Genomic DNA, 23660 nt, shown 5'->3' with positions numbered 1-23660 from the left:
TGCTAGTGGACAGCTTGCCCAAACGCTCTCAGTATCGTCTGCTAGGGTTGGTCGGCCAAGGCCAGTTCGGGCAGGTATATTGCGCTGTCCATCGCCGCACTGGGCACTTAGTAGCCCTCAAAAACCTGAATCGCGATCGCTTGCCGACCCATAAGTTTTTACGCGAACTCAGGTTTTTACTGAGCCTCAAGCACCCCAATATCGCTGCCTGCCATGCCTTAGTGCATACGCGCACCGGACGACAGTTAGTCCTAGACTATTGCGAAGGGGGAACCCTCAGAACGCTGGTTGAATCAGCCAAGCAGCTATCTCAAGTAGAAGCCTTGCAGCTCATGCTAGATATTTTGTCGGGGCTAGAGCAGGCTCACCAGCAAGGGATTATTCACTGCGATATCAAACCAGAAAATATTCTGTTGCGCATCACGCCTGGTAGTTGGCAAGCGCTCATTTCTGATTTTGGCATTGCCCGTCTCAATCAGGAGCTAGTGGTTGGATGGAGTAATACGGGTTCGCCTGCCTATATGGCTCCTGAGCGATTCTATAACCAATACTCTAAAGCTTCAGATCTCTATTCAGTGGGCATTATCTTATACGAGCTGCTGGTAGGCTGCCGTCCGTTTTCTGGAACGCCTGTGGAGTTGATGAAAGCCCATCTCAACCAGCCGCCTCATATCCCAACTGATTTACCGCTGGCTTTGCAGCAGATTTTGGCTAAGGCTTTACAAAAGCTCCCCATGCGGCGGTTTCAAGGGGCTGCTGATATGCAAGAAGCTATTTTGAGCGCGATCGCGGCAGGTTCTCAGCAGTATCGACTTAATGGGCTATTGCCTGCGCCTTTTGCAGCTACCAATACGGCTGCTTTGCCGCAACGCTCTACTAGCCTAGCGTTTTGGCCTGAGCCTACGCCGCACCGAGATCCTAAAGGCTGGATACTTAGCGGTGGAACTTTAGGGCTACAGCCCCATCGATTGCCAGCAGCGGCTGAGCCAACGCATCTGGCCAGCGAAATGATGACGTTACCAGATGAAGTCCAGGCAATTGAGCCGACAAGTCGAGGACTTGGCATTGTGACTCGGCAGCAAATCTACTGGTTAGATCAGTTTCAAGGGTTCGATCAGTCTTTGCAGCCACGGGCGATCGCTAGCTTTGCTCAACCTTGCTATGGTGCCTTCGCCCAGTCAGGAAGATGGTTTGCCGCAGCTACTCCTGCTACAGCCCAACAGGGGCGAGGTAGACTGCTCATTGCTCAAACTGTGTCAGTAGCGCCTAAAGCTGTCCCGGCGCAACGAGAGCTAACCCATGAGATTGAGCGCATTATCGCGCTTGTTCCCTTAGATAACCATCACTTTGCGCTGATTGCGGATAGTGCAGCTCAAGCCTCGACTTATTTTCACCTGTACACTCGCAAGGGTACCTATTTGGGCCAGCTTCGATTGCGAACCCGGCTACAGCAGGTGAAACGAACGTTGGTTCCCTATCGGTTGATTGCTTTTGAATATTCAGATCCGCCGACTTTTCTGATTATTGAACTTAAACCATTTCGAGTTTTGCGGAAACGAGTGGCGATCGCGCCGAAGGTAGCGATCGCCACTGACTGGGGTTATCTCATTGCTGATCAACAGGGGCAACTGCTGTTTTGGGATCGAGAAGTCGAGCTGATTGGGGCTGTTCAATGCCCTAACCCGCCTACCGCTCTACTGTCACTTTCTGCCCACGAGGTGAGTTTAGCCACCTGGGATGGGCAGAAAGCATGGCTACACTATCTCGATCTGCGCCAGCTAGACTTAGCGTTAATTTTTTGAGCTTACTGCAAATTTTCTACCCAAGCCCTCAGGCCGCTGTTAGCTAGCATCTGCACAATATCATCAGCCATTGCCTGGTCTTCGAATGCGCCTGCTTGCATCATGACTTGGTCGCGATAACGAATCCGAAAAGCGTCAGGTACCAGCGATCGCACTTGGGCTTGGGTCGCTTCATCAGCCGCTTCAACAATTACCCGATAGTACAAGCCTAGTGCTGTCGCTCTAGAAGGCGGCGGCGGTGGCCCAGCAGCATTGCTGCCCGGATCTGCGGATACAAAAACATAAGGTACACCGCCGCCGCTGCCAATTGGAATATCAGGGCCAGGAACCAGCAACAAATCGCTATTAGGCACGGCGGGTAAACGAGCCAAATCGGTTGGCAGCGTTGGCGGGCTAGCTGGCAGCGGTTCGGGTTCTGCGGCAGCGGGAATCACCGTTAATTCAACCACATCAGGCTGAGTAGCGGCTGGAGGCACCAGCAAGTTCGCAGAATCGGCGGGCGTTGGAGATGCTATTTCAGCCGACTGCGTATCAGCATCTTTGTGATCAAGGCGGGCAAAAATCCGTTCCCAATCTGGCTGCGACTCAGCAGTGACTGGAATTTCTGTCAGTTCGTTAGACGCTGGAATAACAGCAATTTCAATGCCTGGTTCAACCGCACCCGTTGCAGCGATCGCGGCTTCTGGGAGAGGTGCGGCTAATTCTTCTGTAAGGCTAGCCGCTGCTGGCAGTTGAGCGGGTGTTACCCTAATTTCAATGCTTTCTGCAGCCGGATCTGTGGCAGGGCTGGGTGTGGCTAGAATCTCGCTGGCGGGATTGCTAGCGGCTGGCTCTGGTGCATTGGCAGGTGCCTCTGCCGACAAGTTCGCGATCGCGGGAGGCGAAGGTAAAGGAGGCGCCACTGCCAGGTCTAGCGTTGATGCAGACACCGTAGCGGGCGAAGGGTCTGCCGCTACTGACGCTGGCAATTGCTCAGGAGGGGTACGAGCGGTAGTAGCGGCAGCTAGGGCTACTGTCGGTAGCGCGGGTAAACTTGCGGCTGGGGCGATCGCTGTAGGCGTGCTAGAGTCTGCGTTTGGTGTAGCTACCGGGTCGGCTGAATTGGGGCTGTCAGCCGACAGAGCAGCGGTTGCGTCTACGGTGGTGGGGCTAGGTGAATCAACAGCGCTGGCAGCGTTGGCAGCAGCCGAGTTGTCTGGCTGAGGGCGATTAGCGGTAATAGAGATAACGTTTTGATAAGGTCTAGCCTCCAGGTTGGCGCTAGCCTCCAAGCGAGAGGGCGATCGCGCTGCTGAGGTAGTCGGTGGACTGGTGGGTGTAGTCGCTGCGATCGCCCTGGTCGCAGTATCAGGGTTTGCTGCCGCTGTACTAGGGCTAACGGCAGATGAGACAGCCGCAACTGGCTCAACCGGGCCAGCATAGCGAGCGGTTGCTAGGGTGGCTGAGTCTCCGAACTCTACCAAACCATTGCGACGATTCTGCGAAATATCGTTATTTTGCAAAATGGGTCGGGCACCTGCCAGCAAAACCATTCCTTCTCGGTTGCGGATAATTTGGTTACCGATAATGCGCGGTGTAGCGTTTTGTGAAACTGTAATGCCCGCGCCTGTCTGCTCGAAGCGATTGTTATGGATTTCAGCCTGACTTTCGCCGTAGATTACCAAGCCTGCGATCGCGTTGCGATAAAAATAATTACCGCGAATGACAGGCGCGCCAGTACCTGCGAGAAAAATGCCCGAATGACCACTACCCGCGAAAACATTTTCTAAAATCACTGGACTGCCGCTTTCAATCCAAAGCCCGTGGCCTTGAGCATTAGGATTGGTCACGGTGACATGGGCTAGCCCCGCGCGATCGGCAGCTACAATGGCCACGTTTTGTAGCGATAAAACCGGACTGACAAATTCCCCCCCGCCTTGAATGACTGCTGTGTGACCAGCCGAAGCGGGCGCGCCTTGAATAGTGACCCCAGGCTTAAGTCGCAGCGGAAACGTCTCCCCTGACGCCTGACTGTATAGCCCTGGCGCTAGCAAAATGATCGTATTGGGCTGAGCCACCTGTAGCGCATAAGTGATTGTTTGCAGGGGTTGCCTCTGGGCCCCTGTTCCCTGGCGATCGCTTCCAGCCGTTGGATTCACGTGCAGCACCTGATAGCGAGACACCTGGGCTGAGGCGGGCTGAAAATTGGCTTGCCCAGGAAGAGGGCTTGCCTGAGCGGTTAAGCCAACGGTTTGCGCAGCGGTTTGCGGCTGGAGAAGTCCCCACGTGAGGCCCAACAGAAGCAGTCGAGTCAAAAGTCTTTGCGGTATAGCCATCATGCTAGCGGTTGTCTAGTCGCGTCGGGATTTCGACAAATTAATATCTCAGATCTCTCCAACTATGCACTAAACGTTAAAGAAGTTAACTAAAAATGTCTATGCTGGCGATGTTATCCCCGTTTTGAAGCCTGGGTTCAAAAGAGGAGAAAACCGCACCGTTGAGGGATTGTGTACCCTATCCTGACTGATAGGATAAGAGCAGCCGCTTGAGGCTGGGAGCAAACCAAACGATGGATCCTTCTTCGGACAAAAGCGAGACAAACAGCAAGATTGCTAAAAACCAAGCAGCCATTTATCGCATTCTAGATGCCAACCTCGATCGGGCGCGCGAAGGACTCAGAATTATTGAGGAGTGGTGTCGTTTTGGCCTGAATCAGGCGGATGCTACCCAGCAAATTAAAGACCTGCGTCAGCGCCTAGCCACCTGGCATACTGACGAAATTCGTGCGGCTCGCAACACGCCAGCCGATCCGGGGACGCGTCTGAGCCACCCTCAAGAAGAGACTCGCACCAGCATACAGCAAGTCTTACAGGTCAACTTTGGACGCACGCAAGAAGCCCTCAGAGTGTTAGAAGAATATGGCAAATTAATTAATTCTCAGATGGGGCAGGACTGTAAAGAAATGCGCTATCAGGTTTATACGCTGGAAAGTCACCTGGCTGGTTATCAGCGCTGGCAACGGCTACAGCAGGCGCAATCTTATTTGGTAACCTCCCCTGATGAACGACTTTTAGAAACCGTAGAAGCCTCTTTGCAAGGGGGAATGGCTATCGTGCAATACCGCGAAAAAACGCTGGGAGATAGCGATCGCCTACAGATAGCTAAGCAACTCAAAAATCTTTGCCACCGATATGGTGCTTTGTTTATCATCAACGATCGGGTCGATTTGGCACTAGCGGCAGAGGCGGATGGTGTGCATCTAGGCCAAAAAGATCTCCCTATCGCCTTTGCAAGACAGATCTTGGGCACTCATCGTATCATTGGTTGCTCAACCACTAACCCCGACGAAATGCAACGGGCGATCGCAGAGGGAGCCGATTACATTGGCGTCGGCCCAGTGTATGCCACCCCAACGAAACCAGACAAAGCCGCTACTGGCCTAGACTACGTCAGACATGCGGCTGCCCATGCTAGCGTACCTTGGTTTGCCATTGGCGGTATCAATGCCGATAACCTCAACGAAGTCCTTGACGCTGGAGCCGAACGAGTCGCCGTCGTTAGAGCAATTATGGTCGCTGAGCAACCAACTTTGATGACCCAATATTTTGTGGCCCAGTTGCATCATCGCCAAACGCTTAAAACCCTACCGCAAGCAACCGTGTAGCTCATGATCGATTCTGCTCAAAACCAGCCTGTTCAACTGCAAGTGAACGGCGAAGAGAAATACTGTCCGCCTGAAACTTGTCTTCCTACCTTGTTAGCGCAGCTAGGGTTAAATCCAAAATTAGTAGCGGTTGAATACAATGGTGAAATTTTGCACCGCCAGTTTTGGTCAACCACTGAAATGCAAAACGGCGATCGCCTGGAAATTGTTACCATCGTTGGAGGAGGTTAGCCGGTTTCACTGGCTCTTGTGGGCGGGAATCCGCCTAAAATTGTGCAGCAGCTAAGGCGAGCAAGGCTTCAAGAAACGATACATTGTAAGTAATCAATCGCCTGTTGAAATTAGCTCCATCCTGAGTTTAAAAAAGCTACTTGTTTGCAAGTCTGATTAAAGGTAGTCCGTTATGCCCAAACTGATGAAGTTTGTAAAGCCATTTTTGAAGTCTCTGCTGGTTCTGAGCCTAATTGCCACCTTGGTGTTGGGTCAGGCTGGCGGCGCTCTGGCCGCTAGAGGCGGTGGCCGTATTGGCGGCGGCAGTTTTAGAGCACCGAGCCGTCCCTATGCTCCACCAAGTCGTACCTATCGTGGGCCTTCAGGCGGGGGGTACTATCCAGGAGGAGGCTTTGGCTTCCCTTTTCTGTTTCCTATTTTTGGCATTGGTGGGGGCTTCGGAGGTCTCTTTACCATTTTGCTATTTGTCGCGATCGCTAACTTTCTAGTTCGCAGTTTCCGTAACGCCAGCGAATCGTCTAGCTATGAAGAAGCCAGCAATCCGGCTGTTTCGGTAGCCCGCATTCAAGTAGGGTTACTCGCTGATGCTCGTGAACTACAGGCTGACCTCAACCGAATGGCTGAAACCGCTGACACCGGATCAAGCGCAGGACTCACTCAGGTTTTACAGGAGGCTACGCTTTCCCTCTTACGGCATCCTGAGTACTGGGTTTATGCAGCTACTGACAATAAGCAAACCCGTTTGCTCTCTGCTGAACAAGAGTTCAATCGCTTTGCTTTAGCAGAACGCAGTAAATTCACCGAAGAAACGCTCTCAAACGTCAACAACCAACTCAAACAAGCTACCCCTCGTTCAGCCTTGCCGGGGCAAGAAGACCCGAATAAGCTGCCTGAGGCACCTGGTGAATATATCGTAGCGACCCTACTAGTGGGTGTACAAGGCAGTCTTGCTTTACCCAAGGTCAGCAGCACTCAGGATTTACGCCAAGCGCTGAATCAATTAGGGGCTGTCTCTCGTGAACAACTCTTAGCTGTTGAAGTTTTGTGGACGCCCCAAGCCTCAGGTGAAACTTTAACCACCGATGAATTGGTAGCTGAGTATCCAAACCTAAAACTGATCTAGTCTGAAAAGCAGCTCTTTGAAAACGCGAAGAAGCCGACGAATTCGTCGGCTTCTTCGCGTTTTTACCGAAACCCACAAAATACTTAGCAATTTTTGATCATTTTGGGGCAGTCTCATGCTACAACAAACCGCAGACCTCCTAAACCGAAGGCTGATAGAGGAAGACAGGGAATGTTGCTAGTACTGCTAACTCGAATTTTGCTGTGGGCAGCCGTCGGCCTGATCATCTGGTACGTTCTACTGAAATTTATCCCTAGAAACTATCTCACCTGGTTTGGGGGACTAATTTTCTTAGCACTCTTAGTTTTATCTTTTGTAGAAACAGATGACCCTACCGTTTCCGTCATCTGGAATATTATTTCGTTTCCACTTAAGCCTTTGGGAGCAGCTATCACCCTATTAGCCGTTGCGGTCAGCCAAGGCGTCAAAAAAGTCAATGGTAACCAAGTTGCCTTAGCGCTAACCATTTTACTGATTGCGAGCATGCCCTTGGTTGCTCGGTTCCTGGTAGGGCAAGCCGAACAGTCGGTGCAAGAAGCTTTCCGAGATCGCCGTACGCTTTGTGAAGATGTTTGTCCGGCTGATATTCCTGAAGTCGCTAATCTCAGCGATGTTATTGCCATCGTCGTTTTGGGAGACAGCGCCGATACGGTTAACCAAGCGGGTGACTTTCCTAGTCAACTGGACAATGAACGGTCTTTTAACGTCGGCTTAGTACCTCGATTGATTTATGGAACTGAGCTATATCGCGACCTGCGCAACCGAGGTAACCTGCCGTTCTTTATTGTGACGGCTGGTTCGCGTTCCGGTAATGGTGACGAAAGGGCAGAAAAAGACCAGGCCATTCGGCAATTGCTCACCAATAACGGAATTCCACCCGATCTGATTCGCATTGAAGATACTGGCAGCAATGTTCGTGCCAGCGCAGAAGCCGTTAGAGACTTTTTGCAAGATCAAGAGCTATTTAATGCCGACAACGACCCTAGGCCACAAGACAATCGCGTTATGGTCGTCTCACCTGCATTGACGATGCGGCGGGTAGGCTTAACTTTTGAAAAAATAGGCTTACAGGTGGTTGCGCGTCCTACGGACTTTTACATTTCTAGTGAAGGGCGCAATGGTGACTTAGCGGCTCGGTTGCAGGATATTATCCCTAGTGTAGAAGCCCTGAGGCTGACAACGCGTTATTGGGAAGAATTTTTGTCTTCAATTTACTATTTCTTGCGCAATTGGTTACCGCCTTTTGATGTCAGTTGGGGAGAACTGGTAGAGATTTAGAAGTATGCCATCAGGGTCGCTTGAAGCTAAATTCGTCTAGGATGAGGAGGCAGAGCGATCGCTCTGCTTTCCTTCTATGTTTAGTTCAATGGCGCGATCGCAACTACAAAAACTTGGGACATACCTCCGTCCTCATTGGCAAAGAACTGCGGTTGGCATCGGAGCTTTGCTGATTGTTAACGTAGTCGGCGTCTGGATACCTCTGCTGATTCGGGATGGTATTGACGAACTACAGGTTACTTTCAGCTATGACCGAGTCCTCTATTACGTCTTGCTGATTTTACTGCTTGCCTCCGTCATGTGGTTCATCCGCATGGGTTCTCGCATCCTCATTTTCGGCGTAGGTCGGCAAGTTGAGTTTGACCTCAAACAGCAGATTTTTGAGCATCTCTTAACGCTAGAGCCAGCTTATTTTTCTATCAATACGGCTGGTGACCTGATCAGCCGAGCGACTAGCGATGTAGATAATATTCGGCGTCTTGTCGGCTTTGCTGTTTTAAGCTTGGCCAACACACTCTTTGCCTACGTGCTAACCTTACCGGTGATGCTCACTATCAACGGACGGCTGACGGTTATGGCCTTAATCGTTTACCCGATTATGCTGATACTCGTGCAGCTTTTTAGCGATCGGCTACGCAATCAACAACTTCAGGTTCAGCAAGAAATCTCTAACCTGAGTGAAATGATTCAAGAGGATATGAGTGGTATCGCCCTGATCAAAATTTATGCTCAGGAAAATAATGAACGTCAGGCTTTTGCCCAATTCAATCAACGCCTGTTAGAAGCCAACTTAACGCTAGCTAGAACTCGCAACACCCTGTTTCCCTTGTTAGGGGGCTTAGCCAGTATTAGTCTATTGGTGATTTTGGCTGCAGGAGCGGGAGCGATCGCCAGTGGAGCTTTGACCGTTGGTGATTTTGTCGCCTTAATTCTTTATGTTGAGCGTTTAGTTTTTCCCACCGCTTTGCTCGGTTTTACCATTACCGCCTATCAAAGGGGAGAGGTTAGCATCGACCGAGTTGAAGCTATCCTGAATGCCAAGCCAAAAATCAAAAATGCGGCTCAGTCTGTTGCTTTGGATCTGCCCACGCTCACAGGCGAAATCGTTGCCCACAATCTTACCTATAGCTTTCCAGGAAGTACGCAAGCCGCTTTACAGGCTGTAAACTTCCACATTCAGCCGGGAGAAACGGTTGCCATCGTTGGCTCAATTGGTTCGGGCAAATCAACCTTAGCCAACGCAATTCCTCGGTTATTGGATATTCAGCCGGGGCAGCTCTTTCTAGACGGCTACGATATTACTCAAATTGCTTTGGCTGACTTAAGAAAAGCGATCGCCTTTGTTCCTCAAGATAGCTTTCTCTTTAGTACCACCATCAAAAATAATATTCGCTACGGTGAGCCTTTGGCAGAAGCGATCGAAGTGCAGCATACTGCCAAACAAGCTCAAATGGACGACGAAATCGTCAACTTTCCTCAGCAGTACGACACAATTGTCGGAGAACGCGGTATTACCCTATCGGGTGGGCAGCGCCAACGAACAGCTTTGGCTCGGGCTTTACTGACAGATGCACCCATCTTAGTACTAGACGATGCCCTCTCGAGTGTAGACAATCAGACAGCGACTGCCATTCTAAAAAACCTGGCGCAGGGAACTCAACGCAAAACAGTTATCTTTATCTCCCATCAAATGTCTGCGGCTGCGACGGCTAATCGTATCCTGGTGATGGATCAAGGCCGCATTGTCCAAAGCGGTAGCCACGATGATTTGATTGCTCGGCCAGGACTTTATCAATCTCTATGGAATCAGCACCAGCTAGAAGAAGTTCTACAATAAGTTGTCTCAAAAACATTTAGCAACTTTTACCAAGAGTCCGTAGCCAATTAATAGCTACGGACTAGGAGCCTACTACTTTTGTCGTCTTTTCCAAACGTCTTTTGGCTGAGCAGGCAAGGGCTGTAACTCCCGCTTGGGCTAACTGCTTTCGCCACTGGGGGCTGGCAAGGGCATAAGCGCGATGATCGCCAGACTTCAAAGCTAACCTGCTCTCTAAAGATTTTTGGAGCCAGTTAGTCTGCTTGACTTCACCCCTTGCAACTACTGCACCACTTCCATAATCTTGAACATAGGCAAATACATAGAAATCAAAATCGAGCCAACCATGCCTCCTAACACAATAATCATGATCGGTTCCATCACGCTGGTCAGGGCTTTAACGGCTTGCTCAACTTCATCTTCGTAAAAGTCAGCTACCTTCATCAACATTTGATCCAGCTCTCCTGTTTCTTCTCCAATAGAGATCATTTGGATTGCCATAACCGGAAAGACTTGATGTTTTTGCAGCGCCAAACTGATCATGCCACCAGTTTGAATCTCTTGCCGCGCTTCGTCAATTGCATTAGAAATAACGCGATTTCCAGCCGTGTCTCGAACAATTTCTAGCGCCGTTAGAATTGGCACACCTGAGCGAGAGAGAGAACCAAAAGTTCGGCAAAACCGAGCTGTTGCAGTTTTTTGAACTAAGTCACCAAACAACGGCATTTTCAGGAAGAAACGATCCATTGTCTCTCGGCCCACAGGCGTTTTGTAATACTGCCGATAGATAAAAACAGCAGCTACAATGCCAGCAATTAACAGGAAATCGTAAAGAGGCGTTCTCAAGAAACCACTGATGCCTAACATAACCTGCGTAAACATTGGCAGCTCGGCATCAAACTGCGCAAAAATGTCAGCAAATGTGGGCAGCAAAAAAACCGTCATTGCGACGAAAATCACAACTGCCAAAATACCCACTGTTACTGGATAAGCCATTGCAGACTTAATCTGGTTCTGCAATCGATTCAGGTCTTCTAGCAGTTTGGCTAAACGATTGAGTACTTCATCGAGTACCCCACCTACTTCCCCAGCTTGTACTAGCGCAACATACAGGTCATCAAAACACTGGGGATGCTTTCGCATGGCATCGGACAAACTTGTCCCTTGTTGCACATCAGCGTTAATTTCCTGCAGTGACTTTTTGAGTTTGGGGTTGGGGCATTCTTCTGCGAGTACGCCGAGTCCTCTGACTAGGGCAACCCCAGCATTAACCAAGGCTGCAAACTGTCGCGAAAAAATAGCTTTGTCCTTAACGCTAACGCTAGTGAGTGAAGTCTTTAAACTCTCAAAATCTATATTAATGCCTCGCTCTTCTCGAATTTCTTGGATGAAGAGACCCCGTTCTTTGAGTAAATTCCGAGCTTCGTTTGGCGTTCCTGCAGCTACTTTTTCGCGCCGATCGCGTCCAGCAGCATCACGACCCGTAGCAACGTAGGTAGGCATAGCAATTGAAAATTCCGTAAGCTGTTGTGGACAACTTTTGCTCCAAAGGCAGCATGGCCCGAAGCGACTCTAGATTAGCACCCTGTCAATTGACAGCGAATTTGTTCTGTCAACCTATCACAATTTTTTTTAAACTTCTATGGCGTACATAATCTGTGACAACGACCCTTGCTAGTCTGTTTGAGCAAAATAAAAGAGACAGAGTTGAAACGTAACGCTGTGAACTAAAAGTCTGCTAGCTGCTAGTGTCTACTCTGTCACTCTAATGTTTATTCAACAATTTTACTCAAACCTGCTAATCCCCTTCGTTTAACTAGCGACGCGCATACGCGCCTTGTTTCGCTGTTGTACTTGCTGTTGTTGTAGGGGCACTGCCAATTAGTCGTTGTAGCTCATCAGTTCGTGAAGACTTGGCCATTGCAGATTCGAAGGATATAGAACCTGCTTTGTAAAGATCAGCCAAAACCTTTTCCAGGGTTTGCATGCCTACCTTACCGCCTGTTTGGATGGCGCTATAAATTTGAGCTGTTTTGCCTTCACGAATTAAGTTGGCGATCGCGGGTGTTGCGATCATAATTTCCTGAGCCATCATCCGACCAAACTCTCCGGGCTTAGGGTTTTGTTTGGCTACCAGCGTTTGACTTAATACAGCTACCAACGAGTTAGAAAGCTGCACACGAACTTGCTGCTGTTGTTCAGGGGGGAAAACGTCTACCATACGGTCTACGGTTTGAGCAGCGGAACTGGTATGCAGCGTACCAAAAACTAAGTGTCCAGTTTCAGCGGCAGAGATAGCCAGAGAAATCGTTTCTAAGTCTCGCATTTCACCGACTAGAATCACGTCGGGATCTTCTCGTAAAGCAGCTCTCAACGCATTGGCAAAACTTTTGGTGTCTTCTCCAATTTGCCGCTGGTGGATGAGACTTTTAATCGGTTCATACACAAACTCAATCGGATCTTCAATGGTCAGAATATGTTCTGCCCGCGTCAAATTAATGTTGTTAATCATTGACGCCAGGGTGGTTGATTTGCCTGATCCAGTTGGCCCCGTCACCAAGATCAATCCTCTTGGCTTTTCCGAGAGTTCTCGCACAATATTAGGCAAACCCAAAAGATCCATGCTGGGAATTTTGGAACTCAAAGCTCGTAAACAGGCTGCATAAGTGCCACGATCTTTGTAAACATTGACTCGAAATCGAGCCAATCCCTTGACACCATACGAACAATCTAATTCCCAGGTTTGCTCTAGCTGTTTACGCTGCGTATTGTTGAGCATGCTGAAAATGAGCCGCTGACATTGCTCTGACGACATCGGCGGATGCTCGGTGGGCGTTAGATGACCACTGATGCGGATGTAAGGAGGTAGACCTGCCGAGAGGTGTAGGTCAGATCCGCCTCTCTCAACTACTTCTTCCATTAAGTCTTCGATCATCAGTTCCATAGGTCTACCTCAAATATTCTTTCAGTAACGAATTGACTGGGCCTATTGGTTGCGATAGTAACCGTTATGCTGCTATCAAACTATTGACTGGACAACGAAAATGTAAGATTTAAGCCGGAGCGATGCTTCAAGGCTGCCACACATCAGCTATGGAAACGGGGTGTTAAGCAATAGGGACAGTCTAACCACTCTTGTTTTAGACCCGCACCACAGCTACTACAGGTTAGTGAAGTCTTACGCCTTGCCTTGAGTTCTGCTTCTAATCCCGTATCAGTGAAGGTCACCCGCTCGACTTCCTCTAAGGTGGTATGCCCTTCCCGCACAAGATTAAGACTATAGGCTAACAGCGTTTGCATACCTTCTTCAACCGCACTTTCTTTAATGCGCTCGGTAGGAGCACCTTCAGAAATAAGTGCCTGTAGATTTTCGGTAATGCGCATCACTTCGTAGACCCCGACTCGGCCCTTGTATCCACTTCCTTGACAGATAGAGCAAAGCGTACCAGCTGATCGCTCCGCTTCTAAACTTTCAGGAGTTAGGGTCTTAGCCTTGTAAAAAGTGATATCCATATCTCCAGAGGAGGTCAAACCAAACCGAGCAAGTTCTTCTTGCCCAGGATTGTAGGCGATGCGACATTCGGAACACACCCGGCGCATCAATCGTTGAGCCAAAACCCCAATTAAGGAACTGGATATCTGAAAAGGTTCAACGCCCATTTCATCTAAACGGGCGATCGCACCTGCAGCGTCATTGGTATGTAGCGTTGTTAGTACCAGGTGACCTGTCAAAGCTGCTTCAATAGCAGTCTTAGCTGTTTCTGGATCGCGAGTTTCTCCTACCAGAATAACGTCTGGATCTTGCCGCAGAAAAGCTCGGAGGATAGAGGCAAAAACCATGCCTTTCTCGCGTAATACTTGTACCTGCGTAATCCCAGGCAGCGTATACTCAATCGGGTCTTCAGCCGTACTAATATTGACGCCCGGATCATTGCGCTCTGACAACATAGAATAGAGCGTTGTGGTCTTACCCGAACCTGTAGGCCCCGTAACTAAAATCAGACCATAGGGACGAGCTGCCATTTCCTGAACGGTCTTCAGCGTATCTGCATCGGTAATCAGCTTATCTAAGCCAAGCTGAGTCGAAGCATTATCTAAGATCCGCAGAACTACTTTTTCGCCATAGCGACTCGGTAACGTACTAACGCGAAAATCTACCTTACGGTTCTGGAAAATACGCCGGATACGTCCATCTTGAGGTACGCGCCGTTCTGCAATATCTAGCTCAGCAATAATTTTGAAGCGAGCTGTAACCGCTGGAACGATCTTTTTGGGAAAGTTTTGCGGAAAAGCGGGCCGCAGAACGCCATCCTTACGAAAGCGAATCCTTAGAAAATCTTCTTGAGGTTCAATATGGATGTCTGAAACCTCTTCTTGCAAAGCTTTGACCAAAATTTTGTTGACCAAAGCAATAACAGGCGCTGCCCCTGCATCTTCTAGAGCAACACTCAAATCAGCTTCTTCATCGGGCGCATCTTGCAAATCGCCCAAGTCAAGATCTTCTAAATCAGATCTAACATCAACTGACTTTTCGAAGTCTTTCTTCTTCTCTAAGGCGACTTGCTCATCCAAAAAAGAATTCAGTAGTCGCTGAAAGTCATCGACTGTGATCACTCGGCGGCGTAGACGAAAGCCTTTGGGGCGCAGGATACGATTGAGATCGTCTTGAGCCTCTAAATTTTCCGGATCAACCATTGCCACCAAAACAGTTGGTGGTTCATCTTCTTCGGTTGATAGAGGAATTAAGCGATGCCGCCGACAGATATCTACCGGAATCAACTCATGGATAAGCTGACTTACTTGCGTGCTAGAAACGCTGCTAAGCTCAGGGTCTAACGACTCGACCCCATATAGAATCTTTAGCTCAAACAGTTGTTGCTTCTTGTACTGGCGCAGTAGCTCTGGGGAAAGCTGCTGCCCGGTCATAGACTCGAGAATGTCGGTAAGCGCTCGCCCTGACTTACGACTTTCTGCCAGAGCCTGCTGCATTTGCTCACCGTCTACATAACCTGCTTGAACCAGCTTGTTGCTGAAGGGAGAAAAACTTCGTTGCAGAACGAGCGCACGCCGCTGTGAAGAAGAGTTAGTCATAGCTGATGGAGAAAGATCGTTAACACAGTATGCCCGTAAGGTGAGACAGAATTACAGGACGCGAACAAGCAGTCAGTGAATGCGAATGCAGGCAGTTCAAGGGACATCGACATCTCCCATTTCAAAGATGATAGCCTCTCCCTAGAAGCTTCAACAAAATTTGTGTCTCTTCCTTGATAAAGCGCTAAGGTGGCATTGGCCAGTAGTGAGCTGTCATATTTGGCTGACTCAAGTGCTACTAAGTACACTCAAACCCTCCCGTATCTAGCTTCAGGACGTAATATTAAATTATTAGGCTGTCAGGGGATAAGGTCTAAACCCAACCCCATGATAGATTTTGATCGGGTTGAATCCTCTACAGTGAACCTTAGTAGGTCAATAATCTAGGTTTTTGTTGAAATCGGGTCGCAAGTGTAATGGTTGACGAAGCTAATCAAATGGACAACTCACCAGAGGCTACTTCAGGCACTTCTGATTTTGAAGAGCTAACTGAAGCGGATGCTGCTGTGGAAATTGACTTTGAAGAGAATTTTCAGACCGCTGCTGAAGGCGAGACAGCAGCAGCACCGGGTAGTGAGCAGGCAGTAACAGAGCCTGAGTCACAAAATGAGACACCTGAACGGGTTGCCGATTTAGAGCGCCAAATTGTAGCTCTCAAAGCACAAGTGGAAGACAGAACGAGCCAATATATGCGGATTGCTGCCGATTTCGAAAATTTTCGTAAGCGCACCAGCAAACAGCGGGAAGAAGCCGAAGTTCAAATAAAATGCTCAGCTATCAGTGAGTTGCTACCTGTCGTAGATAACTTTGAGCGGGCGAGATCTCAGATCAAGCCTCAAACCGATCAGGAAATGTCTATTCACAAAAGCTACCAAAGTGTTTATAAACAACTGGTTGACTGCTTAAAGCGAGTGGGGGTTTCGCCTATGCGGGCAGAGGGTCAAGCGTTTGATCCCAACCTGCATGAGGCAGTCATGCGAGAACCCAGTGCAGAATATCCTGAAGATACTGTTATGGAAGAACTCGTTAGAGGGTATCTTTTAGGCGATCGCGTTTTACGCCATGCCATGGTGAAAGTTGCTGCACCCGCTGAGGGCGTGATACCCTCGGGAGAAAATTCAAGTGAAGAAGCTGATTAATATTGGCAATCATTTGTGGGTGCGAGTCTGTTGCAGAAAAAGGGTCGATCTTACCGTCTGATTAAGATAAAGCTCAATCTCAGCGCTGTCAGTTTCTGACGTCTAGCGTAATCAAGACTTTAGATTTAAAAGGCAATTGTATAGATGGACTTGTTTTTCGCAAACTATTCTTCCTTTCCCTGGTGTATGAGCTAAGTTTGATTAGCAGCACCTCCACCTGTCTTTCACAGCAAATTAGCCACAAGCTATGGGAAAAGTAATTGGCATCGACCTAGGTACAACTAACAGCTGCGTTGCCGTGTTAGAAGGCGGCAAGCCGACTGTGATCACCAACACGGAAGGGGGGCGGACAACGCCTAGTATTGTTGGTTTCGGTAAGGCCGGAGAGCGGTTAGTTGGTCAGTTGGCAAAGCGTCAAGCCGTCACAAACGCAGAAAATACGGTCTACAGTATTAAACGCTTTATTGGCCGTCGTTGGGATGATACAGAAGAAGAGCGCTCCCGTGTCCCCTATGTTTGTGCTAAGGGGCGCGATAGTACTGTTGATGTCACCATCCGAGGCAAGAACTACACCCCTCAAGAAGTTTCAGCAATGATTTTGCAAAAGCTCAAGCAAGATGCAGAAGCTTACTTGGGTGAAGAAGTAACACAGGCCGTTATTACCGTACCTGCTTATTTTACTGATGCGCAACGTCAGGCAACTAAGGATGCTGGTACGATTTCGGGTTTAGAAGTTTTGAGGATCATTAATGAACCCACGGCGGCCTCTCTCTCCTATGGTTTAGACAAACAGGATCAAGATCAGACAGTTCTCGTCTTTGATTTAGGCGGCGGCACGTTTGATGTTTCTATTCTGCAGCTAGGGGACGGTGTATTTGAAGTTAAAGCCACTTCGGGAAACAACCACCTAGGCGGCGACGATTTCGATGACTGCATCGTTACTTGGATGATCAAGAATTTTCGGGAGCAAGAGGGGATCGATCTATCTGCCGATCGGATGGCTTTGCAGCGACTACGGGAAGCTGCTGAAAAGGCCAAAATTGAGTTATCTAACATGATGACAACCCCGATAAACTTACCCTTTATCACGGCGGATGATTCTGGGCCAAAACACCTTGAAATGGAGTTGTCACGTTCTCAATTTGAAGAACTTGCCCGTTCTTTGGTAGAAGCTACGTTAGAACCTGTTACACAAGCCATTAAGGATTCAGGGCTATCACCAGACGAAATTGATCGCATTATTTTGGTTGGAGGTTCTACCCGTATTCCGGCTGTCCAGGAGGCCATCGGTCGTTACTTCAATGGTAAGGCTCCTGATCGCTCTGTTAACCCAGACGAAGCGGTAGCTTTGGGTGCAGCGATTCAGGCTGGCGTTTTGGGGGGTGAGGTTAAAGATCTGCTCTTGCTGGATGTGACGCCACTGTCATTGGGGATTGAAACCCTGGGTGAGGTTTTCACAAAAGTTATTGAAAGAAATACCACCATTCCGACTAGCAAGACCCAAGTTTTCTCTACAGCAACTGATGGCCAAACTTCGGTAGAAGTTCACGTTCTCCAAGGGGAACGGGCTATGGCCAAGGACAATAAGAGTTTAGGTAAGTTTCAGTTAACTGGCATTCCGCCCGCGCCTAGAGGTGTCCCTCAAATCGAAGTTTCTTTCGAAATTGATGCTGATGGAATTCTGCAAGTATCTGCTAGAGATAAAGGCACCGGGCGAGAACAAAGTATCCGCATTACTAGCACAGGGGGGTTGAATTCTGACGAAGTCGAACGGATGCGGCGAGAGGCAGAGTTATTTGCAGACGAAGATACTCAAAGGAAGCTGCTGGCTGAGCTGAAGAACCGAGCTGACAATCTGTTTTATAGCTATGAGGCAACGCTGCGCGATAATGCTGACATTATTGCTGAAGAGGTAAAAGCGGAAGCGGTCGAAAAAGCGGCTGAATTGAGGGCTGCGATGAGCGATCGCTCCATTACGCCCGATGAGTTTAAGCTAAGATTAGACGCTTTGCAGCAAACTCTATTTACGATCGGAGCCACCCTATATCAGCAAACTGACGATTTCGAGGAAGGAACTTACCCAGAAGTCAGCCACGGGAATATTGACGAAACTGTAGGTTCGCCTGAGTTTGAACAGGACACCGCGATCGCCGATATGGATAACCTTGAGTTTGACGATCAGCCAACGGTAGCCGCCGATTATGAGCCGATTGAGTAATTCTGATGATCAGACGCAGTAGTCATAGACTATCATCTGTCTTTAGAATGTTTAAAGTGTCCAAGTTTAACATCTCCAGCAGCGCTTTATGGCTCGTGATTACTATGAAATCCTCGGTGTCTCAAGGAGTGCGGATCAAGATGAGCTGAAGCGCGCCTATCGGCGTTTAGCTCGCAAGTATCACCCTGACGTTAATAAAGAGGAAGGGGCTGAAGAGCGCTTCAAGGAAATCAACCGCGCCTATGAAGTGCTTTCTGAGCCTGAAACGCGGGCCCGTTACGATCGCTTTGGTGAAGCAGGCGTTAGCGGTGCGGGTGCTGCTGGCTTTCAAGATTTTTCCGATATGGGCGGCTTTGCCGATATCTTTGAAAGCTTTTTTAGCGGTTTTGCGGGAGGAGCGGGACAGGGTACACGGCGGCGCGGGCCAGTGCGTGGTGACGATCTTCGCTTAGATCTCAAGCTTGACTTTGAAGAAGCCATTTTTGGTGGTGAAAAAGAAATCAAGATTAGCCACCTTGAAACCTGCTCAAACTGTAGTGGGTCTGGAGCTAGACCCGGTACTCGTCCACGCACCTGTTCTACCTGTAACGGTGCAGGCCAAGTCAGACGAGCTACTCGCACGCCATTTGGCAGTTTTACCCAAGTGTCTACTTGCCCAACTTGCAATGGCACGGGTGAGATGGTTGAAGAGAAATGCGAAGTCTGTGGCGGTAGTGGCCAAAAGCAGGAAGCTAAGAAGCTTAAGATTACTGTACCTGCTGGGGTTGATAATGGTACGCGCCTACGGGTTTCGGGGGAAGGGGATGCCGGACGTCGTAATGGCCCGCCCGGTGATCTCTACGTTTACTTGTTCGTTAACGAGCATGCTGAATTTAAGCGAGACGGTATTAACATACTCTCAGATCTAAAGATTAGCTATTTGCAAGCTATTTTAGGTTGTCGGTTAGATGTTGATACGGTTGATGGCCCGGTAGAGGTGCAGATTCCGGCTGGTACTCAGCCCAATACAGTTTTGACCTTAGAGAAGCATGGCGTTCCTCGATTGGGGAATCCCGTGAGCCGAGGCGATCATCTTCTAACGGTGCTGATAGAAATTCCGACAAAGCTCAAGACGGAAGAACGCGAACTCTTAGAAAAGCTAGTAGAGGTAAGAGGCGATCGCATTGGCAAAGGCGGCATTGAAGGCTTTTTGGGGGGCTTATTTCGCGGATGAATCAGCCCAGATCAGCAACTCAACAGCCTGCTCAGCAGCCTGAAGCTCAGCTTGATTTGCGAGGTACCCCTTGCCCCCTGAACTTTGTGCGAACGAAGCTAAAGCTAGAGCGTATGGCCTCAGGTTCGCTACTAGAAGTTTGGCTAGATGCAGGCGAACCAATTGAACAAGTCCCCGACAGCCTGATTATGGAAGGCTATCAGGTTGAACAGTTGCATCCACAGGATGACTATTTTGTCGTCCAAGTGCGCAAGCCTTAAATCTGTGGAACCATGCAAGCAGAGCTTGGAATTAACTGCTTTTCACCAAGCTAAAGACCAGCTTTGGGGGACTGTGTTAGCTGTTCAAGCTAATTTTTATTTTGTCAAGCTTGATTCTGCTGTTGTTACTGACGGTTCCCCAGTTGCGGGCATTACTCAGCTCTTATGCACTCGACGAGCACGCCTAAAGAAGATGGGGCAACGGGTAATTGTCGGCGATCGCGTTCGTATTGAAGAGCCTGATTGGGAAGGGGGACGTGGGGCGATCGCAGCAATTGCAACCCGACAGACGTTTTTAGATCGTCCTCCCGTTGCTAATGCCAATCAGATTTTGTTGGTTTTTGCTTTAGCCGAACCTGAACCTGAGCCTTACCAGCTCAGCCGCTTTTTGGTAAAAGCTGAGTCAACTGGAATGGCGGTTTGTGTTTGCTTAAACAAATGTGACCTTGTATCTACTGAGATTCAACAAAACTGGAGCGATCGTTTGCAAACGTGGGGCTATCGGCCAATTCTAACCAGCGCTCAGGCTAGGACGGTTTTGTCTGATCTGCAAGTGCCGCTACAAGACAAAGTCACGATTATTTCTGGGCCTTCAGGGGTGGGTAAGTCGAGTTTGATTAATCAGCTTGTGCCTCAGCTCGATCTACGGACTAGTCAAGTTTCTGGAAAGTTAGGGCGAGGTCGGCACACCACCCGGCATGTAGAACTTTTTGAGTTGCCGACTGGCGGGTTAGTGGCAGACACCCCTGGGTTTAACCAACCCGATATTACCTGTCATCCTGAACAGCTATCCCAGTTTTTTCCTGAAATTCAGCAGTACTTGCAGCAAAAAAAATGTCAATTTAGCAATTGCCTACATCGGGATGAACCTGGTTGTATCGTTCGAGGAGATTGGGAGCGCTACCCCTATTACCTCTCAATGCTTGAAGAGGCGATCGCCCAGCAAGCCTACCTGGAACAACAATCTGACAGTGAATCCACCACTAAGTTCAAAACCACAGAGTCAGGGATTCAGGAAGAGCCTAAACTACAAGCTAAAAAGTACCGTCGTCAATCTCGCCGCAGCCAAAATCAGACCCTTCAAGATCTGTGTCTAGAGCTAACGGACACAACCAACAATTTAGAAGATTTAGAGGAAATCGCTTTAGAAGATTAGGCACTAGCTGGTTTGGGGTCGTTTCCCAAGGGGGTTCAAACTTGCCTCAACTACCCTTTGCCGCAGTAAGCAATCAAATCAATTTCTACATCCCCGAAGCCAGCTAAACCCAAAACGCCTACCGTTGTACGTCCCGGAAAGCTACCTGGTGTGAAGTAAGCAGCATAAATTTGATTGACAGCCTCGTAGTAACGAAAATCAGTAATAAAAATCCGAGCCATCACCACTTGGGTAAAGTCTGTTTCTGCTTTGGCCAAAACCAGCTTGAGATTTTCCATGACACGTCGGGTTTGTTCTTCAATAGAACTTTTGATCACTTCTCCGGTTTCCGGGTCTTCGGCTAGCTGCCCAGTAACAAACAAAAAGTCACCTGCTTTGACGGCATGAGAGTAGGGAGCAACTGGAGGAAGCTGATCTGAAAGCGTAAGAAACTCAAGCATGATCGTTAGGAATTCAAAGAAAGGTTGTTTATTACCCTATCAGAAAGCGCTGAAATCCTTCTGTGGGCTGACGCCCTGCCTCCGCTGTCTCCGGCTAGCCTAGCTAAACTCTGACCAAAAGCGATCGCCTCTTCAAGCTCATTAACGGGCTACGGTGAGACTTTTCATTTCGGCAGCTTACAGTCAGCGGTCTAGACAATAGGCTGAGGACGAACTTGCTTAGCAAGGCTTCGGCAAGCACAAGTCAGGCTAAAAGCGTACGTCATTCTGTTTCTCAAAAAAATCACCAATCAGATAGAGAGAACCACAGAGTACGTTGAAACCTGAGACAGCGGTGGCAGCTTGAAGCGCGGTAGTCACATCCAAACAGGTTTGGCAAAGCGATAAGCCGGGACAGATAGACTGAGCGAGTTCGGCCAGTTCTAGGGGATCTGCTGTTAGGTGACCTGGAACAGGTACCAAGTAAAGGCGATCACCCGAACGCAGCAGCGCCGCAAAAATATCGGCATGATCCTTTGTCGCCAGCATCCCCATTACCCAAGTAACCTGGCCAGCCTTTTGTTTGGCTAAAGTTTGATCAACATATTGCCGCAGTGCAGTAGCTGCTGCCGGATTGTGAGCACCATCGATGAGTAATTTGTGCCCTTTGCCTGTTTGATCTATCCAGTTGATCCACTGGAGCCGTCCGGGCCAGCGAACTTGAGCCATTCCCTGGCGAATAGCAGCAGGGGAAATTTGCCAGCCTTGTTCTTGAAGAAGGGTTAAAGCTGCGATCGCCAAAGCTGAATTGATCAGTTGATGCTGTCCTAGCAAAACTAAAGGATACTCAATTGAGTATTGAGCCGCTGTGTATCGGGCTAAACCATCCCCTAGATTTTGAGAAGGTTGGGGCCAGAGGGCGGTAGAGTTTAAGCTTTCTAGCCGCTGTTGAATGACGGCTTTAACGGCTGCGGGCTGCGGGGCGATGACAGCCGGACAGTTAGCTTTCAAAATGCCTGCTTTTTCTTTGGCAATGTCAGCAACGGTTGGCCCTAGCCGTTGCCAATGCTCTTTGCTGATGGGTGTAATAACGCTAACCAGCGGGCGATCGCACACATTAGTTGCATCCAAGCGGCCTCCCAAACCCACTTCAATTACAGCAATGTCTACCGCTTCTGCCGCAAAATGCAGCCACGCTGCTGCTGTAAATACTTCAAACTGGGTTGGACTAGATTCATTCGGATCAATAGCAGCAATGACGGTTTCTAAACGCGATCGCAGGGTTGCGGCTGCAATGGGCTGGTCATTGATACAAATACGCTCACACCAGCTCACCAAATGCGGCGAAGTGTAGCGTCCAACTCGGTAGCCCGCCTGCGTTAGGATGGCTGAGAGATAAGCACACACCGAACCTTTACCGTTAGTGCCTGCCACATGAATGATCGGCACTTGCTTCTGAGGATGGCCTAAATGCCTGAGCAACTGATGAATGCGCTCTAAGCCCAAGTGAACCCCGAAACGGGCAAAGCGCTCTAGCATTTGATCAAGGTCAGCTACACCAGCGCTTGGAGGTGAATCTGCCATCGTTGGCTTTTTTAAATTGCTCATAGACAGCCTACTCTAAAGCCTTAACGGGGTAAAAACAGCGATCGCTGCTAGAGTAGCGCCAAGCAATACTTTCTGGATCTTGCAGCTTAGACCAATCGAGAAAGTCGGGAGCCTGCTTACGCCGCTGAATGACTTCAACGGAAAGGTTAAAGCGATCAGCCAAAGCGGCTGGCGACAGTGCCGACTCCAGATCAGGGGCGAGAAACATAGGCGTTGCCTGAATCGGGGTAGATGGTTGGGAAACGGTGGGTGGTGGCATCGTCAGGCTGTAAAAGCGGTAAAGGACGTCCCCATAGTCTGTCGGCTCAAATAGCGCCGAAAATTCTCTAGCGCGAATGTTGAGATAGGCTTTAGCTTTTTGGGGACTTAAGTTAGCAGACATGGCAAAGTCCAACGCGCTAATGCGCCCCTGATGTTGGCGCAGCAGGTCGTAAAAAATTTGGTTAAGCTGACTTTCTTCCGTCCGCATCTGCGATCGCCACTGTCGCCATGTCCAAAAAACTCCCACGCTCAATCCGGCTACTATCAACCAAGGCAGTAGCGTTTTAACAATCAGATAGATCAACAATAGTAAGACAAACAGCCCTATGCCATATAGGAGCCGATTTTCTGGATCTACCATTGTCTGCTTATCAACCCTTCAGAGCCTAGCCAACCTATTTA

18 protein-coding genes are annotated in these 23660 nt (G+C 49.1%); 11 read left to right on the top strand and 7 right to left on the bottom strand.

Features of this window, described 5'->3' with window-relative positions:
* The first annotated feature begins 5 nt into the window (after window positions 1-5).
* The gene (locus tag ACTS3T_RS21065) at window positions 6-1802 is read left to right on the top strand and encodes a serine/threonine-protein kinase (protein ID WP_462935614.1); all 1797 of its coding nucleotides are present in this window, start codon (window positions 6-8) and stop codon (window positions 1800-1802) included.
* 2 nt (window positions 1803-1804) lie between these two features.
* On the opposite strand, the gene ACTS3T_RS21060 is transcribed toward ACTS3T_RS21065, so the two are convergent.
* Window positions 1805-4096, bottom strand: a complete 2292-nt coding sequence (locus tag ACTS3T_RS21060) for a DUF1565 domain-containing protein (RefSeq protein ID WP_462935613.1) — start codon at window positions 4094-4096, stop codon at window positions 1805-1807.
* Window positions 4097-4350: 254 nt separating this feature from the next.
* Between ACTS3T_RS21060 and ACTS3T_RS21055 the strand changes: the two genes are divergently transcribed.
* From ACTS3T_RS21055 to ACTS3T_RS21035, 5 genes are all read left to right on the top strand, one after another.
* Window positions 4351-5445 (top strand): thiamine phosphate synthase, encoded by a 1095-nt coding sequence (locus tag ACTS3T_RS21055; RefSeq protein ID WP_462935612.1) that lies wholly within the window; start codon window positions 4351-4353, stop codon window positions 5443-5445.
* 3 nt (window positions 5446-5448) lie between these two features.
* Entirely contained in the window at window positions 5449-5676 is a 228-nt protein-coding gene (gene thiS, locus ACTS3T_RS21050) for a sulfur carrier protein ThiS (RefSeq protein ID WP_462935611.1), read from the top strand.
* A 172-nt stretch (window positions 5677-5848) separates the two neighbouring features.
* A complete protein-coding gene (locus ACTS3T_RS21045; protein WP_462935610.1) occupies window positions 5849-6799 on the top strand; it encodes a DUF1517 domain-containing protein in 951 nt (316 codons plus the stop codon).
* Between the two features lie 171 nt (window positions 6800-6970).
* Window positions 6971-8077: a YdcF family protein gene (locus ACTS3T_RS21040; RefSeq protein ID WP_462935609.1), complete on the top strand. Its 1107-nt coding sequence runs from the start codon at window positions 6971-6973 to the stop codon at window positions 8075-8077.
* An 88-nt stretch (window positions 8078-8165) separates the two neighbouring features.
* A complete protein-coding gene (locus ACTS3T_RS21035) occupies window positions 8166-9914 on the top strand; it encodes an ABC transporter ATP-binding protein (protein ID WP_462935658.1) in 1749 nt (582 codons plus the stop codon).
* A 261-nt stretch (window positions 9915-10175) separates the two neighbouring features.
* On the opposite strand, the gene ACTS3T_RS21030 is transcribed toward ACTS3T_RS21035, so the two are convergent.
* The 3 genes from ACTS3T_RS21030 to ACTS3T_RS21020 all read right to left on the bottom strand — a co-directional run bounded on the left by ACTS3T_RS21030 (window position 10176) and on the right by ACTS3T_RS21020 (window position 14984).
* Window positions 10176-11396, bottom strand: a complete 1221-nt coding sequence (locus tag ACTS3T_RS21030) for a type II secretion system F family protein (protein ID WP_462935608.1) — start codon at window positions 11394-11396, stop codon at window positions 10176-10178.
* Between the two features lie 313 nt (window positions 11397-11709).
* Window positions 11710-12837 carry a type IV pilus twitching motility protein PilT gene (locus ACTS3T_RS21025; protein WP_462935607.1) on the bottom strand — a complete coding sequence of 376 codons (1128 nt, stop codon included), beginning with the start codon at window positions 12835-12837 and terminating at the stop codon, window positions 11710-11712.
* A gap of 143 nt (window positions 12838-12980) precedes the next feature.
* Window positions 12981-14984, bottom strand: a complete 2004-nt coding sequence (locus ACTS3T_RS21020; RefSeq protein WP_462935606.1) for a GspE/PulE family protein — start codon at window positions 14982-14984, stop codon at window positions 12981-12983.
* 416 nt (window positions 14985-15400) lie between these two features.
* On the opposite strand from ACTS3T_RS21020, the gene grpE reads away from it, so the two are divergent.
* The 5 genes from grpE (at window position 15401) to rsgA (ending at window position 20970) form a co-directional block, all read left to right on the top strand.
* On the top strand, window positions 15401-16123 hold the full coding sequence (gene grpE, locus ACTS3T_RS21015; RefSeq protein WP_462935605.1) for a nucleotide exchange factor GrpE: 723 nt from the start codon (window positions 15401-15403) through the stop codon (window positions 16121-16123).
* A gap of 247 nt (window positions 16124-16370) precedes the next feature.
* Window positions 16371-18341 (top strand): molecular chaperone DnaK, encoded by a 1971-nt coding sequence (dnaK, locus tag ACTS3T_RS21010; protein WP_462935604.1) that lies wholly within the window; start codon window positions 16371-16373, stop codon window positions 18339-18341.
* An 88-nt stretch (window positions 18342-18429) separates the two neighbouring features.
* The gene (gene dnaJ, locus ACTS3T_RS21005; RefSeq protein WP_462935603.1) at window positions 18430-19554 is read left to right on the top strand and encodes a molecular chaperone DnaJ; all 1125 of its coding nucleotides are present in this window, start codon (window positions 18430-18432) and stop codon (window positions 19552-19554) included.
* On the top strand, window positions 19551-19814 hold the full coding sequence (locus tag ACTS3T_RS21000; protein WP_462935602.1) for a sulfurtransferase TusA family protein: 264 nt from the start codon (window positions 19551-19553) through the stop codon (window positions 19812-19814). The genes dnaJ and ACTS3T_RS21000 overlap by 4 nt, the downstream gene beginning before the upstream one ends.
* Before the next feature lie 25 nt (window positions 19815-19839).
* Window positions 19840-20970 carry a small ribosomal subunit biogenesis GTPase RsgA gene (rsgA, locus tag ACTS3T_RS20995; protein WP_462935601.1) on the top strand — a complete coding sequence of 377 codons (1131 nt, stop codon included), beginning with the start codon at window positions 19840-19842 and terminating at the stop codon, window positions 20968-20970.
* A 50-nt stretch (window positions 20971-21020) separates the two neighbouring features.
* On the opposite strand, the gene ACTS3T_RS20990 is transcribed toward rsgA, so the two are convergent.
* From ACTS3T_RS20990 to ACTS3T_RS20980, 3 genes are all read right to left on the bottom strand, one after another.
* Complete coding sequence (locus ACTS3T_RS20990; protein ID WP_462935600.1) at window positions 21021-21410, bottom strand: RidA family protein; 390 nt, start codon at window positions 21408-21410, stop codon at window positions 21021-21023.
* 249 nt (window positions 21411-21659) lie between these two features.
* Window positions 21660-22973: a bifunctional folylpolyglutamate synthase/dihydrofolate synthase gene (locus ACTS3T_RS20985; protein ID WP_462935599.1), complete on the bottom strand. Its 1314-nt coding sequence runs from the start codon at window positions 22971-22973 to the stop codon at window positions 21660-21662.
* Window positions 22974-23004: 31 nt separating this feature from the next.
* Window positions 23005-23619 (bottom strand): hypothetical protein, encoded by a 615-nt coding sequence (locus ACTS3T_RS20980; RefSeq protein ID WP_462935598.1) that lies wholly within the window; start codon window positions 23617-23619, stop codon window positions 23005-23007.
* Window positions 23620-23660 lie beyond the last annotated feature (41 nt).

Origin of the sequence: Almyronema sp. (assembly GCF_052168255.1) — a bacterium.
GTDB lineage: Bacteria > Cyanobacteriota > Cyanobacteriia > Phormidesmidales > Phormidesmidaceae > Sphaerothrix > Sphaerothrix epifaneia.
Note: the sequence above shows the minus strand (reverse complement) of the source record. Positions and strands in the feature narration are given on the sequence as shown.